Here is a 25,991-nt window from a genome sequence, read left to right as displayed (position 1 = left end):
GCTCAGTATCCCGGCTTCTGGCGATAGGCATAACGGTACACCTCTTCAAAGCCCAGGCCTTCGTAGAGCGCCACGGCTGCCGTGTTCGCGCTTTCCACCTGCAGCCACGCCTTCTCGGCGCCGCGATGCCGCGCCCATCGCAGAGCCGCTGTGACCACGTCACGGCCATGCCCGGAACGCCGCTTGTCCGCCCGCGTGGCCAGCTCGAACAGGCCGGCAAGATCATTGTCGTGAACGCAAAGGGCCGTCGAAACCGGACCGGATTCCCCTTCCTCCAGCACGAACAACCCGCTCGGCGGCCGTATCGAGCTCAACACTTCGGTGAGGCCCGGCTTGAGCGACTGGTCCCGGCCATGCACGGCAATGGAGGCATCGACGTATCGCCCGATATCGCGCATCGGCAAATGATCCATGCCGCTGTCGATGTCGAGACTGTCGATCATGCCGGTCATGACGATTGTCTCGTCGAACCGGCGCCAGCCGAGCGCATCCAGATAAGCCTCAAGCGGCGGCGGTGCCAGCGGCGATTGCCGGAACACCAGCGGCCGGTCGTAGGAATCGAACCGGCGCGCGGCACGCTCCACGCGGCCTTCAATGTCATCATGATCGGACGGATCGAGAGGATTGACCGAATTCAGCCGCTTGGACGGATGCCCCGCGGTCAAACGGATCTGCCAGCTGCCGTCATACTGGATCGATGCTGCGGGCCAGGCCCTGAATCCAACGGCTTCAAGCCTTCTGACGATTGCAAGATTCGGCAAGATGTGTCCCGTACTCTGTTCTTCAGGCAAACCGCTCAGCTGCGGTAATCACCATTGATCTCGACATAGGCCTTGGTCAGATCACAGGTGAACACGCGGGCCTTGCCACGGCCGATGCCGAGATCGACCCGGATGGCGATCTCGTCCTGTTTCATGACTTCGGACGCTGCAGCTTCACTATAGGCAGGATCGCGTTCGCCATCGACGGCCACCCGGACATCGCCGAACCAGATCGCCAGCTTGTCGCGTTCGGCCTTCTCGCCCGCCTTGCCGACCGCCATGACGACGCGGCCCCAATTGGCGTCTTCACCGGCAATGGCGGTCTTGACCAGCGGTGAATTGGCGATCGAACGGGCAATCCGCCCGGCCGCCTTCGCCGACGCGGCGCCTGTCACCGTGATCTCGACCTGCTTGCGCGCACCCTCGCCATCGCGAACGATCTGGATCGCCAGATCTTCCATCAGGTCGGCCAGTGCCTTTGAAAAACTCCGCGCACGCGGATCGGAAGCCGAGCTGATCGCCCCTGCACCCCGTTCAGAAGCGGAACCTGCGGCAAAAACCATCAGCGTATCCGATGTCGATGTATCGCTGTCGACGGTCACGGCATTGAAGGTCGAACCGACATGACGGTTGACCATGGCCTGCAATGCACCAGCATCGATGTCGGCATCGGTGACGATGAACGAAAGCATTGTTGCCATGTCTGGCGCGATCATTCCCGCACCCTTGGCCATGCCGTTAAGCCTCACCGTCACGCCGTCGATCCGCGCCGTGCGCGTGGCGACTTTCGGATAGGTGTCGGTGGTCATGATCGCGCGTGCCGCATCCAGCCACCGGTCGCCACTCGCCGATTCCGCCATTCGCCCCAGAACCGGGGCGAACTTGGTCGCGTCAAGCGGCTCGCCGATAACCCCGGTCGATGCCAGGAACACTTCCGACGGCTGACAGCCCACGGCCTGCGCCGTTGACCTGGCGGTGAGATCCGTTGCCTCGCTCCCCTTTTTCCCGGTGAACGCATTGGCGTTTCCGGAATTGACCACCAGCGCCCGCGCACGGCCGCCAGCAAGGTTCGAGCGGCAGAAATCAACCGGTGCGGAGGGGCATTTCGATGTGGTGAAGACCCCGGCCACGGCCGCTGGCTTGTCAAACACCATCAGCATCACATCGGTGCGGTCCCTGTACTTGATCCCGGCCGCCGCGGTTTCTATGCGAACCCCCGCGATCGGCGGGAGTTCGGCATAGGATTTTGGAGCCAGGGGCGAGATGTCGGTGGACATGAAGCGATCCTCGAGGCGGCACGTGGCCCGAAAGGGTTACTGCTGTTGCTGGCTGATGGCGTCGTAAGCGGTTTTCAGATCCGGATCGAGCACATTGATCTCGGTCTCGCTGCGGGCGGCCTTGATGAGGTCGCCGTAACGTTCGCGCATCACCACCTGCCGGACCTGGTCAGCCACTTCCTCAAACGCCGGAGGCGCAGTTTCGCGGCGTTCCTCAACCTTGATGACATGCCATCCGAACTGGGTCTGCACCGGTTCCTTGGCATATTCGCCGGCTTTCAGCGTAAATGCCACGGCTTCGAATTCGGGGACCATGCGGCCCTTGGTGAAGAATCCGAGATCTCCGCCCTGTGCGGCGCTGGGGCCGGTGGACTTTTCCTTGGCCAGTTCTGCGAAATCCTTGCCGCCATCCAGCTCGGCGATCACGGCCTTGGCTTCGTCTTCGGTCTTGAGAAGAATGTGACGGGCGCTGATTTCCTCTTCCGGCGAAACTGCCGCGATTTCCTTCTCGTAACGCGCCTTGATATCCGCGTCGGTAACCGGATCGACCACCGTCGACTTGAAGATGGCATTGTGCAAGGCGCGGTCGCGCTGGAACGCCATCAGCTTCTTGAATTCCTCGGTCTGGTCGAGCTTCTCCGATTCAGCCTTGCGCGCCAGCGTCTTGATATCGATGACGGCAGCCAGAGCGGCCACGCGGCGCTGCTCGTCCGGAAGACGGGCGAACTGCGGATCGAGATCGCCTTCTGCCAGGGTCAGTTCCGATGCGAGAATCTCAACACCGGCGACTGTTGCCACCACCGGGTCGGCCTCATCGGCGGCATGGACGTGGACCGGCAGGAAGGTGACAGAACTCAGGAAGAGTGTGGCTGCAAGCTGCGATAGGCGCATGGATAGACCTTTCATTGTGAAGCTTTTTACGGTCTGCCGTCCAAGTGCTCTTGGATTTTGGCAACCCTAAGACGGCCTTTCGCCGCCGTTGACATCGTTCAAACCCCCTCTTATCTGTCAGCCAACCGTCCGTCCAGACGGCTTTCACTGGATGAAGGCCATCCGGACAGCGATTTCCAACCGATCCACCGGTCGCAGGCCAGCACCGGTTTCCATAACTGCAGACTGTGCAGCCTCAAGAAAGGACCATTGAAATGGTCAAGTTCGGCGCAATCGCCCGCAAGCTTTTCGGCTCATCCAATGATCGCCGGATCCGGGCCTACCAGCCAAAAATTGACGCTATTAATGCATTGGAATCTGAACTTTCGGTGCTGAGCGATGCTGATTTGGCAGCCCGGACAATCCAGTTCCGCGAACAGCTTGCCGCAGGAACCAAGCTGGACGACCTCCTGGTGCCCGCCTTTGCAACCGTGCGCGAGGCAGCGCGCCGGGCAATCGGGCTGCGGCCATTCGACGTCCAGTTGATCGGCGGCATGATCCTCAACGAAAACGCCATTGCCGAAATGAAGACCGGTGAAGGCAAGACACTGGTGGCCACGCTGCCGGTCTATCTCAATGCGCTGTCCGGCGAAGGCGTCCATGTCGTTACCGTCAACGATTACCTGGCGCGCCGTGACGCCGAATGGATGGCCCGGATCTACAGCTTCCTCGGGCTGACCACCGGCATCATCACACATGGCATGGACGATGACGAGCGCCGTGCGGCCTATGCCTGCGACATCACCTACGCCACCAACAACGAGCTCGGGTTCGATTATCTTCGCGACAACATGAAGTATGATCGCGCCCAGATGGTCCAGCGCGGACACAACTACGCCATCGTCGACGAAGTGGACTCCATTCTCGTTGACGAAGCCCGTACGCCGCTGATCATCTCCGGCCCGCTCGATGACCGCTCGGATCTCTACAACAGCGTCGATGCGCTGATCCAGAAGCTCGAGCCCGACGACTACGAGATCGACGAAAAACAGCGCTCTGCCACCTTCACCGAGGCAGGCACCGAGAAACTCGAAGCCATGCTGACCGAGGCCGGCCTGCTCAAGGGTGAATCGCTTTACGACGTCGAAAACGTCTCTGTCGTGCACCACATCAACAACGCGCTGAAGGCCCACCGGCTGTTCACCCGCGACAAGGACTACATCGTCCGCAACGACGAAATCGTCATCATCGACGAATTCACCGGCCGCATGATGCCGGGCCGTCGCTACTCCGAAGGCCAGCACCAGGCGCTTGAAGCCAAGGAAGGCGTCAAGATCCAGCCGGAAAACCAGACCCTGGCCTCGATCACCTTCCAGAATTATTTCCGCATGTATTCGAAACTGGGCGGCATGACCGGCACGGCCTCCACCGAGGCCGAGGAGTTTGGCGACATCTACGGGCTGGAAGTGGTCGAAGTCCCCACCAACGTGCCGATTGCCCGTATCGATGAAGACGACGAGGTCTACCGCACCGTCGAGGAAAAATACCAGGCCATCATCGACGACATCAAACAGTCGCGCGAGAAGAAGCAGCCGGTTCTGGTCGGCACCACGTCAATCGACAAGTCCGAGATCCTGGCCGATCTGCTGCGCAAGGCCGGCGTGGAAGACTTCAAGGTGCTCAACGCCCGCTACCACGAGCAGGAAGCCTACATCGTTTCCCAGGCCGGCGTTCCCGGTGCGATCACCATCGCTACCAACATGGCCGGTCGCGGAACCGACATTCAGCTCGGCGGCAACGTCGACATGCGCATCGCCCAGGAACTCGGCGACATGCCTGAAGGTCCCGAGCGCGATGAAAAGGAAAAGGCCATCCGCGCGGAAATCCAGAAGCTCAAGGATGAGGCGATCGCAGCCGGCGGCCTTTACGTTCTGGCCACCGAACGCCATGAAAGCCGCCGCATCGACAACCAGCTGCGTGGCCGTTCCGGCCGTCAGGGTGACCCGGGCCGCTCCAAGTTCTTCCTGTCTCTGCAGGATGACCTGATGCGGATTTTCGGCTCCGAGCGCATGGACGGCATGCTCAAGACGCTTGGCCTGAAGGAAGGCGAGCCGATCATCCACCCGTGGATCAACAAGGCGCTTGAACGGGCACAGAAAAAGGTCGAGGCGCGCAACTTCGACATCCGCAAGAACCTGCTCAAGTTCGATGACGTGATGAACGACCAGCGCAAGGTGGTGTTCGAGCAGCGCAAGGAACTGATGGATTCGGAATCGATTTCCGAAACCATCGAGGACATGCGCCACGAAGTGATCGACGGTCTCGTCAAGCTCCATATTCCCGAACGCGCCTATGCCGAGCAGTGGAATGTCGCCGAGTTGAAGAAGGGCGTTCAGGATTATCTCAACCTCGATCTGCCGATCGAGGAATGGGCCGCCGAAGAGGGCATCGCCGAAGACGACATCCACAGCCGCATTGTCGAAGCCGCGGACAATCTCGCCAGGGAACGGGCCGAACGGTTTGGTCCCGAGGTGATGACTTACGTCGAAAAATCCGTTGTTCTCCAGACACTTGACCATCTGTGGCGCGAGCATCTGGTCAACCTCGACCATCTCCGCTCGGTCGTCGGTTTCCGCGGCTACGCGCAGCGCGATCCGCTACAGGAATACAAGTCCGAAGCCTTCGAACTGTTCCAGGCCCTGCTCGCCAACCTGCGTCAGGCCGTCATGGCCCAGCTGATGCGGGTCGAAGTCGTCCGGGAAGCCGCCACCACACCGGAACCGGAACTGCCGGAAGGCATGGAGGCTCACCACATCGACGCCTCCACCGGCGATGACGAGTTCGCCGAAGCGGGCTTGACCGCAGCGCCGGGCGTTGTTGCACCGGAAGACCGCGATCCCGAGGATGAATCGACCTGGGGCAAGGTCGGCCGCAACGAGGCCTGCCCTTGCGGATCCGGCAAGAAATACAAGCATTGCCACGGCGCCTACTGATTCTCGATCAAAGCGTATGAACAGGGCCGGGACCGATTTTTCGATCCCGGCCTTTTTGTATCGTAGCCGATGCTGACGCATGCTTGAGCCGAACAGGCTGGATGGGTCCTGCATCGGCGCTACCGGTCGGTTTTTCAGCAGGGCTAGGCAGATTGGGACAAACACGCGCCCCGGTGCGGCACACGACCGCCGGAATCCCGGATCTTCGAGTTCCCGGCCAAACCGTTTCTTAACGTCGCCATGACAGGGTGCCCGGACAACAACGGGATACAAACCTGATCATGACGTTGATCGACACCGCAGGCAGATTGTTGCCGCCGCGCTATGTGGCGCGGCTGATGCCGGTGCTCGACCGTCTCACCACCATTGCAACCTCCTCTGACGAGACCAGCGCGGCGCAGCGCATGGCGATAATCGCGTTTGCCATCCGCATCTTCAGCGCGGCCATCGCCTTCGTGTCCCAGATCATTCTGGCGCGGTTGATGGGTGAATTCGAATACGGCGTTTTCGTCTTCGTCTGGGTGATCGCCATCATCCTCGGCAACCTGTCCTGCCTGGGCTTCCACACCGCCGTTATCCGCTTCCTGCCGCAATACCGCTCGGCCGGTGCCGACGAGGCCATCATCGGCCTTGCCGTCACCGCCAGGATATTCTCGATGGTCTCGGCAACATTGATCGCCGGCACCGGCATCGCCGCCCTCTACTTCCTTGGAGACAGGATCCAGTCCCATTATGTCCAGCCGCTTTTTGTCGGCGCCTTCATTCTGCCGATGATCGCCCTTGGCGACGTTCTCGACGGCACGGCACGGGCGAATGGCTGGCCCGTCAACGCACTGAGCCCGACCTACATCGTCCGCCCCCTGCTCATTCTTGCCTTTGTCGCCGGAGCCATCTGGCTTGGACGCATGGCCGACGCCAACACGGCCATCGTCGCGGCCCTTGCAGCGACCTATTTCACCACGCTGGCCCAGTTTCTTCTCATCACCACACGGCTGAGAAAGCGGTTTCCGGCGGAACACGTCGAGGTCCACTTCAAGACCTGGCTGATGGTCGCCTTTCCGATTTTCCTGATCGAGGGCTTCTACTTCATGCTGACCAATGCCGACGTCATTATCGTCGGCATCTACCTGCCGCCTGAAAAGGTCGCCGTCTATTTCGCCGCCGCCAAGACCATGGCGCTGGTGCATTTTGTCTATTTCGCCGTCAAGGCTGCAGCCGCCCCGCGCTTCTCCTCGCTGGTTTCCGGCAAGGATCGCGTCGCCCTGGCTTCCTTTGCCAGGCAGACGGTGCAGTGGACCTTCTGGCCGTCGCTGATTGTCGGAGGCCTCGTCATCGCCGCCGGCCCGTTCCTGCTGTCGCTGTTTGGACCCAGCTTCCAGGAAGGGCACCTGATCATGGTCATCCTGTTTGCGGGCATCATCGCCAAGGCAATGATCGGCCCCGGCGAGGTGCTTCTGACCATGGCCGGCGAACTCAAGATCTGCGCCACCATCTATGCCTGCGCCCTGGTTGCAAATCTCGGCCTCAATGTGCTGCTGATCCCATTGTGGGAGCTGCATGGCGCCGCAACCGCCACGGCCGGAGCGATGGTAATCGAGGCCGCTCTTCTGCATCTGGTCATTCGCCGTCGGCTCGGCATCAAGATGTTCATCGCATCCACCGCATTGCCTGCGCGTGATGCCTCTTCAGGGGAGGCCGGATAAGTTATGGCTTCAAGTCCCATCATCCAGGATGAAGTCGCGAGCCAGGCCAACTCGCTTATCGGCGAATTTGCCGACGTGGAAACCGGGCGTCCGCTGCCTGAACGCGAAGTTGCCGTCGGCCGCCCGGGACGCCATCTGGCCATCTACCCCGCACGTGCAGGATATGAACTGCAGGAAGAACTCGACTTCCTCACCAACCGTGCGCTCGAGCCCAATATATTCTTTGCCGCCCGCTTCCTCGCACCGGCCATGCCACGGCTCGAAGACCGTGTGATCCGCCTGATGCTGATGCGCGATGAAACCGAATCCCATTCGCGCATGCGCATGCTGTTGCCCTATTCGATCGAGAAGCCGGGCTTTTCGGTCGGCCCGTCGATCATCCGCGCCTGGGCCAATCCGTTCGGCCCGCTGGGAACGCCGCTTCTCGATCGCGAGGATGCCGCCGAAACCCTCGACAACATGCTCGAAGCCCTCATTCATCCTGACTTGGGACTGCCCGGCATCCTCGTCCTGCCCGACATGCGGCTCGACGGACCCGTCGCAGGGCTTCTGCGCGCCGTCGCAATGGCCCGCAACCTCTCGGTCGTTGTCACCGATCAGGTCCAGCGCCCGTTCCTGGAGAGCAACCTCGACGCCGATGAGTATCTTGCCAAATCCGTCTCTTCCCATCATCGCCGCGAGATGCGCCGGCAATGGCGGAGATTGTCCGAACATGGCGAACTGAGCTACATGGTGGCCCGCCAGCCCGAAGAAATCCGCTATCACCTCGAGGAATTCCTGACGCTCGAGGACACCGGCTGGAAGGGCCGCCGGAAATCGTCAATGGTGTCAGATCGCTACCGTGCGGCCTTTGCCCGCGAAGCCATCAACAGCCTTGCCGAGACAGACAGCGTCCGCATTCACTCCCTGGCGCTCGACGGCGAGGCCATCGCCTCGATGATCGTGTTCGTCTCGTCAGGCGAAGCCTGGACCTGGAAAACGGCGTTCAACGAGGACTGGGCCCGCTATTCGCCAGGCAAGCTTCTGGTCGACAGGCTGACCGAATGGCATCTTGACGACCTCAACATCCGCCGCACCGATTCCTGCGCTGTCCCGGATCATCCGATCATGAGCCGCATGTGGTCGGAGCGTGAGAACATGGGAACCATGGTCATTGGCCTGGACCCCAGGCATGACCGCGACGTCCGCCAGGTGGCAACCCAGCTCCACATCTACCGCAACACCCGCAACATCGCCCGGCTGCTGCGCGAAAAAATCCGCGGCATGGCCAAGCGCTAGCAGGGCCTCAGGCAGGCTGCCCGCCAGCTATGTATCCGCCGCGGCCTCCGCAATGGCCTGGTCTCTCAGGATTCGCCGGATCACCTTGCCCGTTGTGGTCAGCGGCAGGCTGTCGACAAACTCGATCTCCCGCGGATACTCATGCGCCGACAGCCGCGTCTTGACCCACTCGCGCACGGACTCCGTCAGCTCCGCATCCGGCTCGATGCCGGGCGCGACCACGATATAGGCCTTGACGATTTCGGTGCGCATCGGGTCCGGCTTGCCGACGACCGCGGCAAGCGCCACCGCCGGATGGCCGGTCAGGCAATCCTCGATTTCGCCCGGCCCGATCCTGTATCCCGCCGAGGTGATGACATCGTCATCCCGTCCGAAGAAGGAGAAATAGCCTTCCGCATCGCGCACGCCCTGGTCTCCGGTAAGCATCCAATCGCCAATGAACTTGGCTTTCGTTGCCGCCTCGTTGCGCCAGTATTCCAGGAACATCACCGGGTCTGGCCGCCTGACCGCGATCTGCCCCGAAGTGCCATCCGGCACCACGTTGCCCTGATCATCAATCACCGCCACTTCGTGCCCCGGCACCGGCTTGCCGATCGCCCCGCCCCGGCTGGCCCCAAGCATCGCACTGGACGACAGCACCAGGTTGCACTCGGTCTGGCCGTAGAACTCGTTGATGGTCAGGCCGAGAACCTTCTGCGCCCACTCATAGGTCTCACGCCCCAGCGCCTCGCCGCCCGATCCCACCGTGCGCAAATTGAGCCGGTGCCGCGACAGCGGGTCTGAAACCGTGCGCATGATTCTGAGCGCCGTCGGCGGAATGAAGGCATTGCGGACATTCATCTCCGCCATGATCCGGTAGGCCAGTTCCGGATCGAATTTCTGCGCCTGCGACGACACCACCGGCACACCGAGCAGCAATCCCGGCAGCAGCACGTTGAGCAGGCCGCCGGCCCAGGCCCAGTCGGCAGGTGTCCAGAACTTGTCACCCGGCTGCGGCATGAACTCATGATGGGTCTGCACCCCGGGAATGTGGCCGATCAACACCCGGTGCCCATGCAGCGCGCCCTTGGGCGGACCGGTGGTCCCCGAGGTGAAGATCATCAGCGCCGGATCATCCGCCCGCGTCCTGACGGCCACCGAAGCATCGGAATGACCGTTTTCAAGACCGCTGAAGCTGACCGCATCGCCCATGTCATTTTCACCGCCGGCAACGACAATGGCCTCAAGCTCTCCCAGCCGCTCGCGAATTGACGAGACCTTTTCGCTCCCGCCCGGTGTCGTCACCAGCACCTTCGCCCCCGAGGCGGAAAGCCGGTGTTCAACGGCCTCAACCCCGAACAGCAGCGCCAGCGGCACGGCGATGGCGCCCAGCTTGTAAATCGCCACATGCGCGATCGCGGTCTCGAACCCCTGCGGCAGCATCAACGCCACCCGGTCGCCGCGCTCAACACCCAGCGATGCAAGGCCGCGGGCGAACGCGTTCGAGCGCCGGGACAGCTGTTCATAGCTCATCCGGTCCGGCTCGGCATCGGGATGGAAATGTTCCAGACACACCCGGTGCGGCTCGCGCGCCGCCCAGTCGTCCGACACCGCACTGCCGATGTTGAAAAACTCCGGCACATCCCATGAGAACCGGGTTGAAACGTCTTCGAGGTTTTTCCCCACCGGCAGCAACATGATTGCAAATCCCTACACAAAGGCTTTGGCCCGCCACAGCGATCCTGCCGGGCAATTACGACACTGTATCTGTGCAATCCCTATCAGGCGTTGGGCCGGGATTGAAGAGGTTCGGCATTTTTGCCGCTGACCTGCCTCTGCATCAACGACAGCAACGCCCCGGAGGCAAGACCGCCCCCACCGGCCCACGGTAGCGTGGATCAGGATTGATGTTGGTCAACACGAAAAAACGGGATCTCGCTATACTTCCACATCATCGCCAAACTCGAGCTCCAGTCTTCTCGACATCAGGAGATCGGGCGCTTGGATGCCGGGCACGCTGCACATTGAATCGGAGAGAACAAATGATCGAGTTCATGAGTGAAAGCAGTGGCAACACACTTGGCATTCATGCCAGTGGCAAATTGACCAAAACGGACTACGAGACCATTCTCATTCCGAAACTGGCCGAACTGTTCAAAGCCCACGGTCAGCTCAATATCGTCTTCTACATGGACGAGACATTTCAAGGCTGGGATCTCGAAGCCGCCTGGGACGACGCCTCTTACGGTCTCATGCATCGCGCTGATTTCGGAAAACTGGCCGTAGTCGGCGGTCCTGCCTGGGTCGACCGCAGCATCAGGCTGATCGGATTTCTGATCAAGGGCGAGATCAGGGTCTTCGGATCAGACCAGCTGGCGCAAGCCTGGCAATGGATCAGGACCTGAACTCCCGGTCAAACGCCGCAAAGCCCCCATACAACCAACCAAAGGAGTTCCAACCGATGCGTGAGAGCAAGGATATTTCGGAAACGGCACAGAGAGTTCAAGCTGTCGAAACGCGACTGGCCGAAAAGCTCCGGGCAACATTTGGCGTAAAGACCCCGGCGCCCGAGGTGTCGGCAAAAGCCGACGCGATCCGTGGCAAGTCGGGTGAGCTGACGAAGAAGCTGGCCGAAAACAAAGGCGCGGCATGGGCCGGGGTCAAGGATGAAATAAACCGGGATCTTCACGCCCTTGAAGGCGATTTTGACCATTGGGTTCAATATCTTGACAAGCACTACAAGGAATAGGCAACAGCCCCTCGAAGAACTTGTTTTACGGTTTTCCACCGACGGCCGGCAACCGAGCCAAGTCTCCACAACATTGGTTTTGGTGATTTGGGATACTCGGCAGGACGCAGTTGCACACACCCACGCTTTTCACTCTTGATTGCGCGAATGGTGCGGGGTTAGGTTCCGCTACGTATTGGGGAGGCATCATGAACAAGACCGCTATGGCAATCGTTGTCGCTGGCGTAGCACTAGCTGGCTGCACCAATTCCAGCGCAATCCGCACATCGCAGAACACCGCGATTATCAAGACCAGCGCCGAACCGATGTGCGGAAGCGTGGGCGCTGCCCGTGTCGCTCAAAAGCAAGCGGCGATTGAGACCATCAAGGCCGGATATGATCGCTACATCATCACGGGTGCTGCCAGCGACAACAGCGTCGGCGTGACCCAGTTGCCGGGACATTACAACACCTACGGCACTGCCAACATGTACGGGAACCGAGGAACGTTCAGCGCCACTTCCGTCTACCAGCCGGGGCCGACCATTGTAACGGGCAGCTATGACCAGAGCTTCGCAATCCGAATGTTCAAGAACGGTGAAGCAGGGGCAAACCAAGCGGTGTCGGCAAGGGAAACCTTGGGGCCGGAATGGGAGAAGATCGTGAAAGACGGGGTGCGCATGTGTACTTGATCGTTCCCCGACATTAGCCGCACCGGGTGAGGAGACATACAACGGCCCTCAACATGGCTGGCAGGTTCTGTGCATGTTGCCGTCAACCGGAATTACTGCCGCAACGGGACTTCGGTAGGGCAAGGGTAGCCAGAACAAGCAAGGCATCAACAAAACACGTCTACGTAAACACCAAGGAGCATGAGTGAACTCTTGTCCAATTCAACGATGGGTAGTAGCATCCTACGATTAAGTCGATTGGATTGATAGATGACGAATGCAAAGATCCGCTTGAAAGTTGGCTCGATGGAGCTGGAGTATGAAGGAGATCCGTCCTTTCTAACGGGCGGCATCGAAACTTTGTTGACTACTATGGGCGAGCTTTCCACACGCGTACCTGCGGAACCAACAAGCGCCCCGACCTCCGCGCCTGTGAATGTCAATGCCGAGCCACAAATCGCTTCCGGAGCCGCCAATTTCTCGACAAATACAATAGCGGCTCATTTGGAAGCGAAGACGGGACCAGAACTCATAATTTGTGCGATGGCAAACATTGAGTTGGTGCAAAAAAAGCCATCTTCTACACGTGCCGAAATATTGGCCGAAATGAAAAATGCAACGACCTACTTCAATGGAAACATGGTGGGTAATATGGGAAAGAACCTTTCTAACCTCACTAAGAGCAAGCGGATCAATCAGGTTGCGAAAGATACCTACGCCCTGAGCGCAACCGAACGAAAGCAAGTCGAGGCTAAGGTTGCTGAAATCGGATGAGCTAAAGGACTGGCTCCACCGCGATCTCTCCCGTCTCGATAAACTATTACTCGTACTTGCCGCCTCGAAAAGCCCGTTGTCGGTCGCGCAGATAAAACAGATTGCCGCCTCCGCCGGTTTTCACGATCCGAAGAGAAAGCACTGGAACATCTCAGGAGCCCTCGGCGCAAGCAAAGGCAGGGCGATCCGAACGACTGCTGGTTGGGAACTGACAGACGCAGGTAAACTGCACCTACGCAATCTTGGTGTTGCGAAGATTAGCCCTGCCGCGATGCAAGTGGCTGTGGACCTTAGGGCTCACCTTAGCAAGCTAACCGACGATGAAACGCGCGACTTCGTCGAAGAGGCTATCAGATGCCATGAAGCAGAGCTTTACCGTTCTGCGATCGTTATGTCATGGCTAGGGGCAATGGACGTTCTTCACAAGCACGTCCATACCCACTATCTCGCTGCTTTCAACGCTGAAGCGAAGCGAGTGAATGGGAAATGGAAAACGGCAATCACACCCGATGATCTTGGGAGGATGGGAGAAGCCGAGTTTCTTGACCGACTTGCCGCGATATCAGTGATCGGAAAGAATGCTAAGGAAGAGCTACAAAAGGCGCTCGGTCTGAGGAACGGTTGCGGCCACCCAAATACGCTCAAGGTAGGCGCGAACAAGTCTGCAGCCCACATTGAAACGCTGTTGCAGAATGTTTTTGAAAAGTTCCAGTAGCCCAAAACAGCGTGTCACTGGTCACGCTCAAAAAGGGAGATTAAACCGTGACTTGAGCGCCAACTGCGTTTGCCATCGAGCCCGGCCCCACTTTTTTGAGGCCCTCGATACATAAGGCAACCGGCGAATTTTTTACAAAATCCGTGAAAGCCCATATCAATATATGTTTGTGAGCCTATCCCCCGTGCCGGGGTGGGCCGCGTCGGCAATCCTATACCGCAGCATCTACCACCACAAAGCGGCACACAATCCAGTACACAAACCGGCAATCTGGTACACAGTGAAGAGCGAGGAAGCCTTGATCTCCAAGGACTTGAAAAAGCCAATGGTGCCCCCTTCCGGACTCGAACCGGAACTCCTTGCGGAACCGCATTTTGAGTGCGGCGCGTCTACCAATTCCGCCAAAGGGGCGTCCTGCCGGGCGAACCGGTGCGGACGGCGGGACTATAGTCGGCGATTTTCTCCGGTCAAACGCTTTTTCAACATCTGTGCCACATAGAATGATATTGGCCGCGGCAACGCCATTGCGCGGTTTACCCTGCACTGCTTTCACCCTAGAAGGCTGGCATTGCTGCTTGGATAGAAGGTCTCCCATGCTTCGCAGACTTTATGACTGGACCATGTCGCTGGCGGCCACCCGTCATGCCGAGAAGGCGCTTTTCGGAATCTCCTTTGCCGAAAGTTCGTTCTTTCCGATCCCCCCGGATGTCCTGCTGATACCGATGACGCTGGCCAAGCCGCGCAGCTGGATCCGGTTTGCCCTGATCTGCACCATCGCCTCGGTCATCGGCGCGTTTGTCGGCTACGCCATCGGCATGTTTCTCTATGAAAGCATCGGCGTCTGGATCCTCGAAACCTACGGTGCGGCGGACAAGTTCGAAAAGATTTCCGAATGGTACAACACCTGGGGCGGCTGGGGCGTGCTGTTTGCCGCCATTACCCCGTTTCCCTACAAGGTGCTGACCATCTTCTCCGGCGTGACCGGGCTCAATCTGGTGGTCTTCGCCGCCGTCAGCGTCATCGGCCGCGCCTTCCGCTTCTTCCTGGTGACCTGGCTGCTGTCGAAATTCGGCGAGCCGATCCGGCTGTTCATCGAGAAATATCTCGGCCTTCTTTTCACCCTCTTTATGGTCCTCCTTCTGGGCGGATTTTATGCAATCAAATATGTGTTCTGACCATGAAAGCTTCTGACCTGACCGCTTCCTCAGCCAGCCACTCGCGGACCCTGACCGCACTGTTTCTCGCCGTTGCAATGGCGGCGGTCGTCGGCTCCGCACTGGGCTTCGAGCATATCGGCGGCTATATCCCCTGCGCACTTTGCCTCGAACAGCGGATCCCCTACTACATTGGCGCACCGCTTATGCTCGTCGCGGCGATCCTCTCCAAAGCCGGCGGCCCGTCCTGGGCCGTGCGCGGATTGCTCGCCATCGGCGGCTTGCTGATGCTCTATGGTCTCGCGCTTGGCGTCTATCATTCCGGCGTCGAATGGCACTGGTGGGAAGGCCCCGCCTCTTGCGCGACGTCAGCCGATGCCGTGACCACGGATGCCGGGTCGCTGCTCGGTGATCTCAGCTCGAAAAAGCCGCCATCGTGCGATGCGGCAGCCCTGCGCGTGCTCGGCCTGTCATTCGCCGGCTGGAACGTGCTGGCAAGTGCCGCCCTGGCGGCCATCGCCTTCCGCGGCGCGCGCTAGGCGTTGAACAGCTGCAGCCGTCACGGCTGCAGTTCGACATCCCAGTAGAGATAGTCCATCCAGCTTTCATGCAGGAAGTTTGGCGGAAACATCCGGCCGTTGTTGTGCAGATCCTGCACCTGTGGACGATAGGGCGTTTGCCGCGGAATCATCCCCGCCTGTTTGGGCATCATGCCGCCCTTCTTCAGATTGCAAGGCGAACAAGCGGCCACCACGTTTTCCCAAGTCGTCTGCCCGCCGCAACGGCGCGGAATCACATGGTCGAATGTCAGCTCGTTGGGAGACCCGCAATACTGGCATTCAAACCTGTCCCTGAGGAAGACATTGAACCGCGTGAACGCCGGAAACCGCGATGGCTTGATATAGGTCTTGAGGCAGACAACGCTGGGAAGCCGCATCGAAAATGTCGGGGACGACACCGCCTGGTCATACTCCGCGACGATCTGGACACGATCGAGGAACACGGCCTTGACGGCATCCTGCCAGGACCACAGCGACAACGGATAATAACTCAACGGCCTGTAATCAGCGTTCAGCACGAGCGCCGGCAAGGACTGCGGGGATACAAAAATCGTCAAGCGACTCTCCCGGGCGATTCATCATCTGCAAGCAACATATTAGGCTGGACATGTCAGGATTGTGAAGCACCAGATTTTCAATTCAATTTATCACTTTCCGCAGCGCCTGTCAGCCTTTTACAGGGGTCGCGTCCCGCCGCATCACCGACGCATAATAGGCCCACAGCAGCCTTGCTGCGACGCCCCGCCAGGGACTCCAGTCCTCAGCCAGAACAGACAGGTCCCTTGCTTTTGGCCGTTCGTCCAAGCCCAAGGCATGGGCTGCAGCACTTTGCAACGCCACGTCGCCGGAGGGAAACACGTCCGGATGGCCGGCGCAGAACAGCAGGTAGACCTCCGCGGTCCATGGCCCCACGCCCTTGATGGCGGTCATGGCCCGGATGGCCGCCCGTCCTTCGAGATTGCACAGATGCTCAAGGTCAAGCTCACCGCCCAGCACCGCCGCCCCCACCCGGACAAGCGTCTCCGCCTTGGCGCGCGACAACCCGGCCTGGCGCAACGCCTCGGGACTGAGAGCAAGGATCGCTTCCGGGCTGATTTCACCGGCTGCAAGTTCGAGCTTGCTCCAAAGCGCATTCGCACTTGCCTTAGAGACCATCTGCGACACGATGATCTCGGCCACCGCGGCATAGCCAGGCGGTCTTCGCCGCAGCGGCACCGGCCCGGCCAGTTCGATCGCCCGGGCCAGCCGCACGTCAGCGCAGCCAAGGGCATGCAGCCCCTCGGCAATGTCATCTGTGCTGTCGATGCGGCGCATGCCTGGTTTCCTGCGCTTGATTTTCGCCCGGGAAAAGGGCTCGGGTATGAAGCCGGTGACGAGCCGGGTGAAAAATGACATGAAACACCATGCCAAACGACAACACCACTGCCCAACCGCATTTCAGCGCACCGATTGTCCGGTTTGCCCCCAGTCCGAACGGCCTGCTTCATGTCGGCCACGCCCGGTCCGCCATGCTCAACTGGCGCTTCGCCAATGCCCATGACGGCACCTTCCTGCTGCGCATCGAAGACATCGACACCACAAGGGCCCGTCCGGAATTCGAAACCGCGATCTTCCAAGACCTCGGCTGGCTTGGACTGGACTGGCCGAAGCCGGTTCGCCGCCAGTCCGATCATTTTGCCGAGTACCAGGCCGCACTGTCCGAGTTGCGCAAGCTCGGCCTGCTCTATCCGGCATTCTTGAGCCGCGCCGAAATTTCGGCCAGCGTGTCCGAAATCGAGAGCAACGGCCGGCGCTGGCCGCGCGACCCCGACGGCGCTCCGCATTATCCGGGCAGCGATCGCTCACTCTCACAGGCCGAGCGCGACCGCAGAATTGCCTCTGGCGCCCCCCATGCCTGGCGGCTCGACATGCAGGCGGCACTCGATGGTCTCGGAACGGACCTCTCCTGGGCTGAATTCGGATCAGGGCCGAACGGCGAGAGCGGAACCATTGCCGCCGATCCCGGAGCCTGGGGCGACGTCATCCTGGCGCGGCGCGATGTCCCGGCGAGCTATCATCTCTCGGTCACCATCGATGACGCAATCCAGGCCATCACCGATGTGATCCGCGGCGAGGATCTGTTTGCTTCCACATCCGTCCACCGGCTGCTTCAGCATTTGCTGGGACTGCCTGCACCCCGCTATCACCATCATTCTCTTGTGCGCGATTCCGAAGGACGCAAACTCTCGAAAAGCGACGGAGCCACCTCCATCGCCTCGCTGCGGCACCAGGGCGAAACGCCCGGTGACATTCTCGCCCTCGCGGGATTGACCCAATCCGGTTAACGGGCCCGGCTAACACCCCGGGCCGGCCGGACCGCGTCACGTCTCGTGCGAAATCGAGGTTTCCTTCTTCATCTCCGCGGCGGCACGCGCCTTGAGAATGGCGGCGTTGAATTCAGCACCCAGGATGAAGATCGCGGCGATGATGTAGAGGAACACCAGGGCAATCATGATCGATGCCAGACCGGCATAGGTCGAGACATAGGTGGCGAATTCCTTGAGATAGCTGGCAAACATGAACGCGCCCGCCATCCAGGCGACAAGCGTGACGCCAATTCCCGGGAGCACCTCGACCAACCGCCTCCGGCCGGACGGCAACCACAGGTGCGAAGCCACCAGCCCGATGATCAGCACCGTGGCCGCGATCAGAATGCGCCAGTTGTCGACCGCCGAGATCAGTGTCTCCATCCATGGCAGGAACTGGCGCGCCAGCTTCAACGCCAATGGCGCCAGAACCAGCAGAAAGCTGATCGCCATGATCACCAGCACCGCGATGACAACGAAAAGGAGGCTTTGCGCGCGGGTGAAAATCCACGACCGTGTTTCCGTTACCCGGTAGGCGCGGTTGAGCGAAACCCTGAGTGCTTCCACCCCGTTGGTGGAAAAGAACGCCGCCGCGAGCACCGACAGCGTCAGCAGGCCGCCGCGCTCCACGGTCAGCACGTTGATCACCTCCCGCGAAATCGGCTTGGCGATCGATTCCGGCCAGGTATCAAAGATCAGGTGCGAGGCCGTTTCCGCATAGGCATCAGCGCCGAGAAAACTCGCCAGCGCCGTGCCGAAAATCATGAACGGGAACAGCGCCATCAGGATCGACAATGCAACATGACTGGCCATTGCCCAGCCGTCATCATTGTTGAAATGGGTAACCGCATCGAGGATGACTGCGCGCATGCGTCGCAATGTGTGCTCCTTGCTTTGCTGACGTTCAAACCAAACCGGCATTGTCAGCCTTGGCTGATTATGGGATTTGAAATGCTTCGGGAACAGGGCAGATAACGCAATGAGCGGCAATAACCAACAAAAGACCATTCTGGTCACCGGCTGCTCGAGCGGAATAGGCGCTTATTGTGCCCGCGCCCTCAGGGCCGAGGGCTGGCATGTGATCGCCTCCGCCCGAACCGAAGAAGACCTCGCAACACTTGCGAACGACGGCATCGAGGCCTATCGCCTCGATTATGCCGAACCCGACAGCATTGCCGCCTTTTTCAGCGCGGCAATGGCAGCCACCGGCGGACGCTGCGATGCTCTGTTCAACAATGGCGGATACGGTCAGGTCGGCGCGGTCGAGGACCTACCGGTCGATGCGCTGCGGGCCCAGTTCGAAGCCAATTTTTTCGGCTGGCATGATCTGACCCGGCGGCTGATCCCGGTAATGCGGGCCCAGGGCCATGGCCGTATCGTTCAGTGCTCCTCGATCCTCGGCCTGGTTCCAATGCGGTTCCGCGGTGCCTACAATGCCTCGAAGCACGCGCTTGAAGGCCTCTCCGTCACCATGGCGATGGAGCTTGAGGGCACCGGCATTCATGTCAGCCTGATCGAACCCGGCGCAATCGTCAGCCGGTTCCGCGCCAATGCCCTGAAACAGTTCCACCGCAACATCGACATCGCAAATTCCGTCCACCGCAACGATTACCAGGCCCAGCTGCAGCGTCTCGAAAAGCAGGAACAATCAAACAGCGGCAAGCTCGGACCTGACGCGGTTCACAAGGTGCTGCGCCATGCTCTCACATCCTTCCGCCCGCGTTATCATTACACGGTGACGCGAGAGGCAAGACTGGGAGCCATTGCCCGGAGAATCCTTCCCGCAAGGCTGTTCTACCCGTGGCTCGCACGGCAGGATTGAGGATCCGGTTCCGATGGACTTGCCTGCGAAAGATCCTATGTTCCCATTCACCCACCGTCACAAGGAAATAACCCGATGTCGTCCGTAACCTATGTCTTGTCCATCGTTGTCATGCTGGCCGTGGCAGCCGTGCTGGTGCGCGGTCTCGTCAATTTGGCACGCGGCGGTTCGGGCAATCTGTCCAACAAGCTGATGCAGATGCGCGTCTTGCTGCAATTTGTCGCGGTGGTGCTGATCGTCGCCACGCTCTGGCTCACCGGCGGCGGCCGCTGACCTTGACGGCTTAGGCACAAAGTCTCCCAGCTCTCCGTTTCAGCCCGCCCTTCGTTTCAGCCCGCCCTCCGTTTCAGAAAGCCTCTCCCATGGTCAAAATCAACAAGATCTACACCCGAACCGGCGATGACGGCACGACAGGCCTGGTGTCAGGGGCGCGGCGGCCGAAACATGACCTTCGTATCGAAGCCTACGGCACGGTCGACGAGACCAATGCCGTGGTCGGCCTGGCCCGGTTGCATATCGGCGACCTGCCCGATCTCGACGCCATGTTGATGCGGATCCAGAATGACTGCTTCGACCTCGGCGCGGATCTGGCCACACCCGACACCGGTGAAAAACCCGAATACGAGCCGCTGCGGATCGTCGATGCGCAGGTTGAGCGGATCGAGGCGGATATTGATCGCCTCAACGCCGGTCTCGAACCGCTGCGTTCCTTCATCCTGCCCGGTGGAAACCCGGCTTCGGCCCATCTACATCTCGCCCGCACAGTGTCGCGCCGCGCCGAACGGCTCATCGTGGCCCTTGCGGCCCAGGAGAATGAGATCGTCAACCCGGCCGCCATCCGCTATGCCAACCGGTTGTCGGACTTCTTTTTCGTTGCCGCGCGCTGGGTCAATGATCACGGTCGCACGGATGTGCTTTGGGTTCCCGGAAAAAACCGTTAGCCTCGCCTATCACTCAAGAGCCGGACCGGCCCAAACGGGAACCTCGCGATGTTCATCCCCTTGCATGATTCCAACGATCTCAAGCACATCAAGCTGCAATGGGTGACCTGGTCGCTGATCGCAATCAACGTCCTGGTCTGGGGGATAACCGAACTTGCAGGTGCCGACAGCGACTTCACCACCGCCGCCGTTCTCGGCCTCGGGTTCATCCCCTCCGTCGTCAACGACATTGCCGAATTGCAGCCCTCACTGGTCCTGGTGCCGGAGGATGCCACCTATGTGACCTACAGCTTCCTGCACGGAAACCTGCTTCATCTGGGCTCCAACATGATCTTCCTGTGGGTGTTCGGCGACAACGTCGAAGACGCCATGGGCCACATCAAGTTCCTGATTTTCTACTTTGCCTGCGCCGCCGCCGGGGCCTTCGCCCATGGCCTGTTGCTGCCCGATTCCCAAAGCCCGCTCATCGGCGCATCCGGCGCCGTGGCCGGCATCGTCGCCGCCTACCTGATGCTGCATCCGAAAGTCAGGGTCTGGGTTCTGGTGCTTGGCCGGATCCCGTTGCCGCTGCCCGCCTTCATTCCCCTGCTGTTCTGGGTGGTGTTCCAGTTCGTCATGGTTGTTACCGATCTCGGCGGTGACGTGTCCTGGGCCGCCCATGTCGGCGGCATTATCTGCGGTGCGGTGCTGGTGCTGCTCTTCCGGCGCTCAGGCGTGCCGTTGTTTGACCGGACCATCGACAGCCCCCGTGCGGTGGTGCACAAAACGCCGCCGATTGTTCCCGAAAAAACCGCCTCGCAAACGCCCGCGCCGAAGTGGGGACGGTAGCCGGAGGGCGGCCGGAATTGACGCGGACCTGGGTGTCATTTATTTCGCGTTGCAAAATCTCCGGTGCGGTTGCGATTGAATTTGGAGAAAAATCGCGTATCCATGTCGCCAATCGGCTATCCGGATGGCGTCTGAACAGGCAGAAACCGGGTCAGTGATCAATCGTCCGGAGGTTCCGGGCTTATCAGGACGCGGCCGAAACAGTGAGGCCTAGCAAAGTGAGGAAGGCAAACCGATGAAAATTCTCGTGCCGGTCAAGCGGGTTGTTGACTACAACGTCAAGATCCGGGTCAAGCCCGATGGCAGCGGCGTCGATCTCGCCAATGTGAAGATGTCGATGAATCCGTTTGACGAAATCGCTATCGAAGAAGCCCTGCGGCTCAAGGAAGCCGGCAAGGCCACCGAAGTGATCGCCGTTTCGATCGGACCGGCCAAGGCCGAGGAAACCCTGCGCACCGCACTCGCCATGGGCGCCGACCGGGCGATCCTTGTCGAGGCCGATACGCTGGTTGAACCGCTTGCTGTCGCCAAGATCCTCAAGGGTGTTGTCGGCGAGGAAAGCCCGGATCTGGTGATCCTGGGCAAGCAGGCAATCGACGACGACGCCAACCAGACCGGCCAGATGCTCTCCGCCCTGCTCGGCTGGAGCCAGGCCACATTCGCCTCCAAGGTCGAAATCGGCGATGGCTCGGCCAACGTCACCCGTGAAGTCGATGGCGGCCTGCAGACCATTTCGGTCAAGCTGCCGGCGATCGTCACCACCGATCTGCGTCTCAACGAACCGCGCTACGCTTCGCTGCCCAACATCATGAAGGCAAAGAAGAAGCCGCTCGACAAGAAAACCGCCGCTGATTACGGCGTCGACATTGCACCGCGCCTCGAGGTCATCAAGACCGAAGAGCCGGGCGGCCGCAAGGCTGGCGTCAAGGTCGGCTCGGTGGCCGAACTCGTCGACAAGCTCAAGAACGAAGCAGGCGTGCTGTAAGCGCGGGAAAGGAAGATCAAGTCATGACCATTCTCATCATAGCCGAACACGACCACGCTTCGCTGTCCGACCAGACCGCAAAGGCAGTCAGCGCTGCATCCCAGATCGGTGGCGATATCCACGTTCTGGTTGCTGGCAAGAACGCCAAGGCAGCAGCCGACGCTGCAGCCAAGCTCGACGGCGTCTCCAAGGTGCTGCATGCCGAAGGCGACGAATACGCCAACCGGCTCGCCGAACCGCTTGCAGCCCTCGTGGTCTCGCTTGCCGATGGCTACGACACGCTGATGGCGCCTGCCACCACATCCGGCAAGAACGTCATGCCGCGGGTTGCAGCCCTTCTCGATGTCATGCAGATCTCGGACATCATCGAAGTGATTGCCGCGGACACCTTCAAGCGGCCGATCTATGCCGGCAACGCCTTGCAGACGGTCAAGTCGACCGACGCCAAGCGCGTCATCACCGTGCGCACCGCCTCCTTCTCGGTGGCTGGCGAAGGCGGTTCGGCTTCGGTCGAAACTGTCGCTTCGGCCGGCGATCCGGGCCTGTCGTCCTTCGTCAAGGACGCCATTGCCGAAAGCGATCGTCCGGAACTGACCTCCGCCAAGATCATCATCTCCGGTGGTCGCGCACTCGGCTCGTCCGAGAAGTTCCAGAGCGTCATTCTGCCGGTGGCTGACAAGCTCGGTGCCGCCGTCGGTGCGTCCCGCGCCGCCGTCGATGCCGGCTATGCCCCCAACGACTGGCAGGTCGGCCAGACCGGCAAGGTCGTGGCACCTGATCTCTACATCGCCTGCGGTATTTCCGGTGCCATCCAGCACCTTGCAGGCATGAAGGACTCCAAGGTCATCGTCGCCATCAACAAGGACGAGGAAGCTCCGATCTTCCAGGTGGCGGACTACGGATTGGTCGCTGACCTGTTCGAAGCCCTGCCGGAACTCGAAAAAGCGCTCTGAACCGTCAGAATTTGACGGCAAGATCAATGGCCGGGCTGGACGTCTCCATCCCGGCCATTTAGTTTGCGCATCTGGACGTGCCTACACCGGCGCAGTCAACGGCATCCTAAAATCAGTCAGGCGGGTCAAATGGGCAACCAGATCAAGAGTGTCGGCATTATCGGTGCAGGGCAGATGGGCGGCGGTATCGCCCATGTCTGCGCGATGGCGGGTTACGACGTTTATGTTCATGATGTCTCTGCGGACACGCTGCAGGAAATGCTGGCCACCATCAGCGGCAACCTCGCCCGCCAGGTAGCATCCGGCAAAACCACGGAAGCCGAACGCGAGGCAGCGCTGGCGCGGATCCAGTTCGTCCCCGACATGAGCGGCCTTGCGGCGATGGATCTGGTCATCGAGGCCGCCACCGAAGACGAAACCGTCAAGCGCAAGATCTACCAGCAGCTTTGCCCGCTGCTCAATCCCGAGGCGCTGCTTGCCACCAACACCTCGTCCCTGTCGATCACACGCCTGGCGTCGGCGACCGACCGGCCGGAGCGCTTCATCGGCATTCACTTCATGAACCCGGTTCCGGTGATGAAACTGGTCGAGCTGGTGCGCGGCATCGCCACCGAGGAATCCACTTTCAAGACCGCACGCGCCTTCATCGACTCGCTCGACAAGACAATTACCGTCGCCGAGGATTTCCCGGCCTTCATCGTCAACCGTATCCTGCTGCCGATGATCAACGAGGCAATCTATACGCTCTACGAGGGCGTCGGTTCGGTAGAAGCCATCGACACAGCGATGAAGCTTGGCGCCAATCATCCGATGGGGCCGCTGCAGCTGGCGGATTTCATCGGGCTCGACACCTGCCTGTCGATCATGCAGGTGCTGCATGACGGACTGTCGGACTCGAAGTACCGGCCGTGTCCGTTGCTGGTCAAATATGTCGAGGCCGGCTGGCTGGGCCGCAAGTCGGGCCGCGGGTTTTACGACTATCGCGGCGAGACGCCGGTCCCTACACGGTAACCCCCCCATGAAAGCCAATGCCCTGCGCCGCGGCATGAACCTGTGGCCGCCGCTGCTGTTTGCCGGCATTCGCATACGCCATATCAGCGATGATTTTCGCGCAGTCGATGTTGAACTGCGCGAACGGTTCTACAACAAGAACTATGTCGGCTGCCATTTCGGCGGCTCACTGTTCGCCATGACGGATCCGTTCTGGATGCTGATGGTGATGCGCAATCTCGACCGCAGCTACACGGTCTGGGACAAATCCGCTGAAATCGAATTCCTGCGCCCCGGACGCGGCACTGTCTCGGCCAGTTTCCGCCTGAGCGAAGACATGCTGGACGATATTCGCGCCAACACCGCGGAAGAGGACGCCAGGTACCTGCGCACTTTCCCGGTTGATATCGTCAACACTGACGGAGATCCCGTCGCGCGCGTCACCAAGACCCTGCATATCAGGCGAAAGCCGGACACCAGGAACCGCATCGGCGGCTGACGAACACCAAACCCCACGCATCGCCTCGATCAAGCCCGCCCTTCAATGGCGTCATGGAGATTTGCGTCAATACCAATTCATTTATATAAAACATCTTGAATATTGATTGTTTTGCCGCTATATGTGAATCGAAATTGAAGCCGCCGGACAACTGGTGGCATGGGCTAAGCCTCTAACCGGGTAAAGGAAATCGAAATGGCGCTTGATCGTGTAATATTGGTGTTCGCGGGATTCATGGTTCTCGTGTCTGTGGCTCTTGGCGTTTACGTATCGCCCTACTGGCATCTGTTGACCGTTTTCGTCGGGTTCAACCTGATCCAGTCCTCGTTCACCGGGTTTTGTCCCGCAGCCATGGTCTTCAAGAAACTCGGCGTGAAATCCGGCTGCGCCTTCAACTAAGACGCACAGAACGACCCAAAACCAAGACTTCCGAAAAGGGCGCGGACGGCATTTGACGTCTGCGCCCTATCTGTTCTCAGACCGCCTTTAGGGCAGAGACAAGGGCCTTGGCGTCCTTGCTGGCCCATTCCGCCGGGCCGTTCATGGCCCCCAGCATGCAGCCGTCCTTGCCGATCATCAGCGTCACCGGCAGCCCGAAGGCCAGACCTTCCTTTTTCAGCGTGTTGAACACGCCCATGGACGCATCGCGGTAAAGCCCCAGATTGGCGACCCCGATCTCGTCCAGAAACCCCTTCGGTTTCGCAACGTCGCCGGTATCGATGTTGATCGCCAGCACCTTGAAGCCATCGTCGCCCAGTTCGGACTGCAATTCGGCCAGAGCCGGCATTTCCGCACGGCAGGGAGCACACCATGTTGCCCAGAGATTGACCAGCAAGGCCTGACCGGCAAAGTCGGCAAGCGTCAGTGCATCGCCTTGTTCGGAGACAAAAGCCAGCTCCGGAAGGGCGATCGGCTCGTCCCGGACGGCCATCGCGGCCACCTCGCCCCTGGCCAGCGGCTTCAGCTTCGCCAGCATCTCCGGGTCTGCCTTGCACGCCGCACTATCGGCCGTCGCGAGACTTTCGGTGGCAGGCGCATTGCCAGAGGGCGATGCTTTCCAGTATATCCCGGCTGCCCCGACAACGGCGCCCAGTGCAATTGCGATTGCAACGAGGGCTCCGGTGGAAAGGCTTTTGCGCGATTGGCTCATGACAAACTCCAAGGC

At 60.2% G+C, this 25,991-nt stretch carries 28 protein-coding genes and 1 tRNA gene; 20 read left to right on the top strand and 9 right to left on the bottom strand.

What is annotated here, in order from left to right:
• Positions 1 to 2 precede the first annotated feature (2 nt).
• The 3 genes from WNY80_RS06540 to WNY80_RS06530 are packed head-to-tail and all read right to left on the bottom strand — an operon-like array spanning position 3 to position 2,929.
• A complete protein-coding gene (locus WNY80_RS06540) occupies positions 3 to 761 on the bottom strand; it encodes a GNAT family N-acetyltransferase (protein WP_342886552.1) in 759 nt (252 codons plus the stop codon).
• A gap of 35 nt (positions 762 to 796) precedes the next feature.
• Positions 797 to 2,038, bottom strand: a complete 1,242-nt coding sequence (gene argJ, locus WNY80_RS06535) for a bifunctional glutamate N-acetyltransferase/amino-acid acetyltransferase ArgJ (RefSeq protein WP_342886551.1) — start codon at positions 2,036 to 2,038, stop codon at positions 797 to 799.
• A 36-nt stretch (positions 2,039 to 2,074) separates the two neighbouring features.
• Positions 2,075 to 2,929 carry a peptidylprolyl isomerase gene (locus tag WNY80_RS06530; protein WP_342886550.1) on the bottom strand — a complete coding sequence of 285 codons (855 nt, stop codon included), beginning with the start codon at positions 2,927 to 2,929 and terminating at the stop codon, positions 2,075 to 2,077.
• Between the two features lie 254 nt (positions 2,930 to 3,183).
• Here WNY80_RS06530 and secA point away from each other — a divergent pair, with 254 nt between their 5' ends.
• The 3 genes from secA (at position 3,184) to WNY80_RS06515 (ending at position 8,882) form a co-directional block, all read left to right on the top strand.
• Positions 3,184 to 5,901 carry a preprotein translocase subunit SecA gene (secA, locus tag WNY80_RS06525; RefSeq protein WP_342886549.1) on the top strand — a complete coding sequence of 906 codons (2,718 nt, stop codon included), beginning with the start codon at positions 3,184 to 3,186 and terminating at the stop codon, positions 5,899 to 5,901.
• A 281-nt stretch (positions 5,902 to 6,182) separates the two neighbouring features.
• The gene (locus WNY80_RS06520) at positions 6,183 to 7,604 is read left to right on the top strand and encodes a lipopolysaccharide biosynthesis protein (RefSeq protein WP_342886548.1); all 1,422 of its coding nucleotides are present in this window, start codon (positions 6,183 to 6,185) and stop codon (positions 7,602 to 7,604) included.
• A 3-nt stretch (positions 7,605 to 7,607) separates the two neighbouring features.
• Entirely contained in the window at positions 7,608 to 8,882 is a 1,275-nt protein-coding gene (locus WNY80_RS06515) for a GNAT family N-acetyltransferase (protein WP_342886547.1), read from the top strand.
• Positions 8,883 to 8,909: 27 nt separating this feature from the next.
• Here the strand turns inward: WNY80_RS06515 and WNY80_RS06510 are convergent, their stop codons facing one another.
• The gene (locus tag WNY80_RS06510) at positions 8,910 to 10,559 is read right to left on the bottom strand and encodes an AMP-binding protein (protein WP_342886546.1); all 1,650 of its coding nucleotides are present in this window, start codon (positions 10,557 to 10,559) and stop codon (positions 8,910 to 8,912) included.
• A 344-nt stretch (positions 10,560 to 10,903) separates the two neighbouring features.
• On the opposite strand from WNY80_RS06510, the gene WNY80_RS06505 reads away from it, so the two are divergent.
• From WNY80_RS06505 to WNY80_RS06485, 5 genes are all read left to right on the top strand, one after another.
• Positions 10,904 to 11,266, top strand: a complete 363-nt coding sequence (locus WNY80_RS06505; RefSeq protein WP_342886545.1) for an STAS/SEC14 domain-containing protein — start codon at positions 10,904 to 10,906, stop codon at positions 11,264 to 11,266.
• Positions 11,251 to 11,610, top strand: a complete 360-nt coding sequence (locus WNY80_RS06500) for a hypothetical protein (protein ID WP_342886544.1) — start codon at positions 11,251 to 11,253, stop codon at positions 11,608 to 11,610. The genes WNY80_RS06505 and WNY80_RS06500 overlap by 16 nt, the downstream gene beginning before the upstream one ends.
• Positions 11,611 to 11,798: 188 nt before the next feature.
• Positions 11,799 to 12,281 (top strand): hypothetical protein, encoded by a 483-nt coding sequence (locus WNY80_RS06495; protein ID WP_342886543.1) that lies wholly within the window; start codon positions 11,799 to 11,801, stop codon positions 12,279 to 12,281.
• 249 nt (positions 12,282 to 12,530) lie between these two features.
• The gene (locus WNY80_RS06490; RefSeq protein WP_342886542.1) at positions 12,531 to 13,034 is read left to right on the top strand and encodes a hypothetical protein; all 504 of its coding nucleotides are present in this window, start codon (positions 12,531 to 12,533) and stop codon (positions 13,032 to 13,034) included.
• Complete coding sequence (locus WNY80_RS06485; protein ID WP_342886541.1) at positions 13,018 to 13,749, top strand: hypothetical protein; 732 nt, start codon at positions 13,018 to 13,020, stop codon at positions 13,747 to 13,749. The genes WNY80_RS06490 and WNY80_RS06485 overlap by 17 nt, the downstream gene beginning before the upstream one ends.
• A 326-nt stretch (positions 13,750 to 14,075) precedes the next feature.
• Here the strand turns inward: WNY80_RS06485 and WNY80_RS06480 are convergent.
• A tRNA-Leu gene (locus WNY80_RS06480) sits at positions 14,076 to 14,160 on the bottom strand.
• Positions 14,161 to 14,342: 182 nt separating this feature from the next.
• Between WNY80_RS06480 and WNY80_RS06475 the strand changes: the two genes are divergently transcribed.
• Entirely contained in the window at positions 14,343 to 14,924 is a 582-nt protein-coding gene (locus WNY80_RS06475; protein ID WP_342886540.1) for a YqaA family protein, read from the top strand.
• A gap of 2 nt (positions 14,925 to 14,926) precedes the next feature.
• Positions 14,927 to 15,442, top strand: coding sequence for a disulfide bond formation protein B (locus WNY80_RS06470; protein WP_342886539.1), 516 nt, complete (start codon positions 14,927 to 14,929; stop codon positions 15,440 to 15,442).
• 20 nt (positions 15,443 to 15,462) lie between these two features.
• Here WNY80_RS06470 and WNY80_RS06465 read toward each other — a convergent pair whose 3' ends face one another.
• Together WNY80_RS06465 and WNY80_RS06460 are read right to left on the bottom strand one after the other, a co-directional pair.
• Entirely contained in the window at positions 15,463 to 16,020 is a 558-nt protein-coding gene (locus WNY80_RS06465; protein ID WP_342886538.1) for an HNH endonuclease, read from the bottom strand.
• A gap of 109 nt (positions 16,021 to 16,129) precedes the next feature.
• The gene (locus WNY80_RS06460) at positions 16,130 to 16,777 is read right to left on the bottom strand and encodes a DNA-3-methyladenine glycosylase (RefSeq protein WP_342886537.1); all 648 of its coding nucleotides are present in this window, start codon (positions 16,775 to 16,777) and stop codon (positions 16,130 to 16,132) included.
• Positions 16,778 to 16,866: 89 nt separating this feature from the next.
• Between WNY80_RS06460 and gluQRS the strand changes: the two genes are divergently transcribed.
• Entirely contained in the window at positions 16,867 to 17,787 is a 921-nt protein-coding gene (gene gluQRS / locus WNY80_RS06455) for a tRNA glutamyl-Q(34) synthetase GluQRS (RefSeq protein ID WP_342886536.1), read from the top strand.
• A gap of 36 nt (positions 17,788 to 17,823) precedes the next feature.
• Here gluQRS and WNY80_RS06450 read toward each other — a convergent pair whose 3' ends face one another.
• Entirely contained in the window at positions 17,824 to 18,678 is an 855-nt protein-coding gene (locus tag WNY80_RS06450) for a YihY/virulence factor BrkB family protein (protein WP_342886535.1), read from the bottom strand.
• A gap of 109 nt (positions 18,679 to 18,787) precedes the next feature.
• Between WNY80_RS06450 and WNY80_RS06445 the strand changes: the two genes are divergently transcribed.
• From WNY80_RS06445 to WNY80_RS06405, 9 genes are all read left to right on the top strand, one after another.
• Complete coding sequence (locus WNY80_RS06445) at positions 18,788 to 19,630, top strand: SDR family oxidoreductase (RefSeq protein WP_342886534.1); 843 nt, start codon at positions 18,788 to 18,790, stop codon at positions 19,628 to 19,630.
• A gap of 75 nt (positions 19,631 to 19,705) precedes the next feature.
• Complete coding sequence (locus WNY80_RS06440; protein WP_342886533.1) at positions 19,706 to 19,903, top strand: twin transmembrane helix small protein; 198 nt, start codon at positions 19,706 to 19,708, stop codon at positions 19,901 to 19,903.
• Positions 19,904 to 19,992: 89 nt separating this feature from the next.
• Positions 19,993 to 20,571, top strand: a complete 579-nt coding sequence (locus WNY80_RS06435; RefSeq protein WP_342886532.1) for a cob(I)yrinic acid a,c-diamide adenosyltransferase — start codon at positions 19,993 to 19,995, stop codon at positions 20,569 to 20,571.
• A 48-nt stretch (positions 20,572 to 20,619) separates the two neighbouring features.
• On the top strand, positions 20,620 to 21,399 hold the full coding sequence (locus WNY80_RS06430) for a rhomboid family intramembrane serine protease (RefSeq protein ID WP_342886531.1): 780 nt from the start codon (positions 20,620 to 20,622) through the stop codon (positions 21,397 to 21,399).
• Positions 21,400 to 21,634: 235 nt separating this feature from the next.
• Entirely contained in the window at positions 21,635 to 22,384 is a 750-nt protein-coding gene (locus WNY80_RS06425; RefSeq protein ID WP_269388483.1) for an electron transfer flavoprotein subunit beta/FixA family protein, read from the top strand.
• Positions 22,385 to 22,407: 23 nt separating this feature from the next.
• Positions 22,408 to 23,337, top strand: a complete 930-nt coding sequence (locus WNY80_RS06420) for an electron transfer flavoprotein subunit alpha/FixB family protein (RefSeq protein WP_342886530.1) — start codon at positions 22,408 to 22,410, stop codon at positions 23,335 to 23,337.
• A gap of 129 nt (positions 23,338 to 23,466) precedes the next feature.
• Positions 23,467 to 24,348, top strand: a complete 882-nt coding sequence (locus WNY80_RS06415; protein WP_342886529.1) for a 3-hydroxybutyryl-CoA dehydrogenase — start codon at positions 23,467 to 23,469, stop codon at positions 24,346 to 24,348.
• A gap of 7 nt (positions 24,349 to 24,355) precedes the next feature.
• Complete coding sequence (locus tag WNY80_RS06410) at positions 24,356 to 24,826, top strand: DUF4442 domain-containing protein (protein ID WP_342886528.1); 471 nt, start codon at positions 24,356 to 24,358, stop codon at positions 24,824 to 24,826.
• A gap of 195 nt (positions 24,827 to 25,021) precedes the next feature.
• Entirely contained in the window at positions 25,022 to 25,225 is a 204-nt protein-coding gene (locus WNY80_RS06405; RefSeq protein WP_342886527.1) for a DUF2892 domain-containing protein, read from the top strand.
• A gap of 76 nt (positions 25,226 to 25,301) precedes the next feature.
• Here the strand turns inward: WNY80_RS06405 and WNY80_RS06400 are convergent, their stop codons facing one another.
• Positions 25,302 to 25,976 (bottom strand): TlpA disulfide reductase family protein, encoded by a 675-nt coding sequence (locus WNY80_RS06400; protein WP_342886526.1) that lies wholly within the window; start codon positions 25,974 to 25,976, stop codon positions 25,302 to 25,304.
• Positions 25,977 to 25,991: the final 15 nt, after the last annotated feature.

The sequence above is a fragment of the Hoeflea sp. AS16 genome (assembly GCF_038900095.1).
GTDB lineage: Bacteria > Pseudomonadota > Alphaproteobacteria > Rhizobiales > Rhizobiaceae > Hoeflea.
Note: the sequence above shows the minus strand (reverse complement) of the source record. Positions and strands in the feature narration are given on the sequence as shown.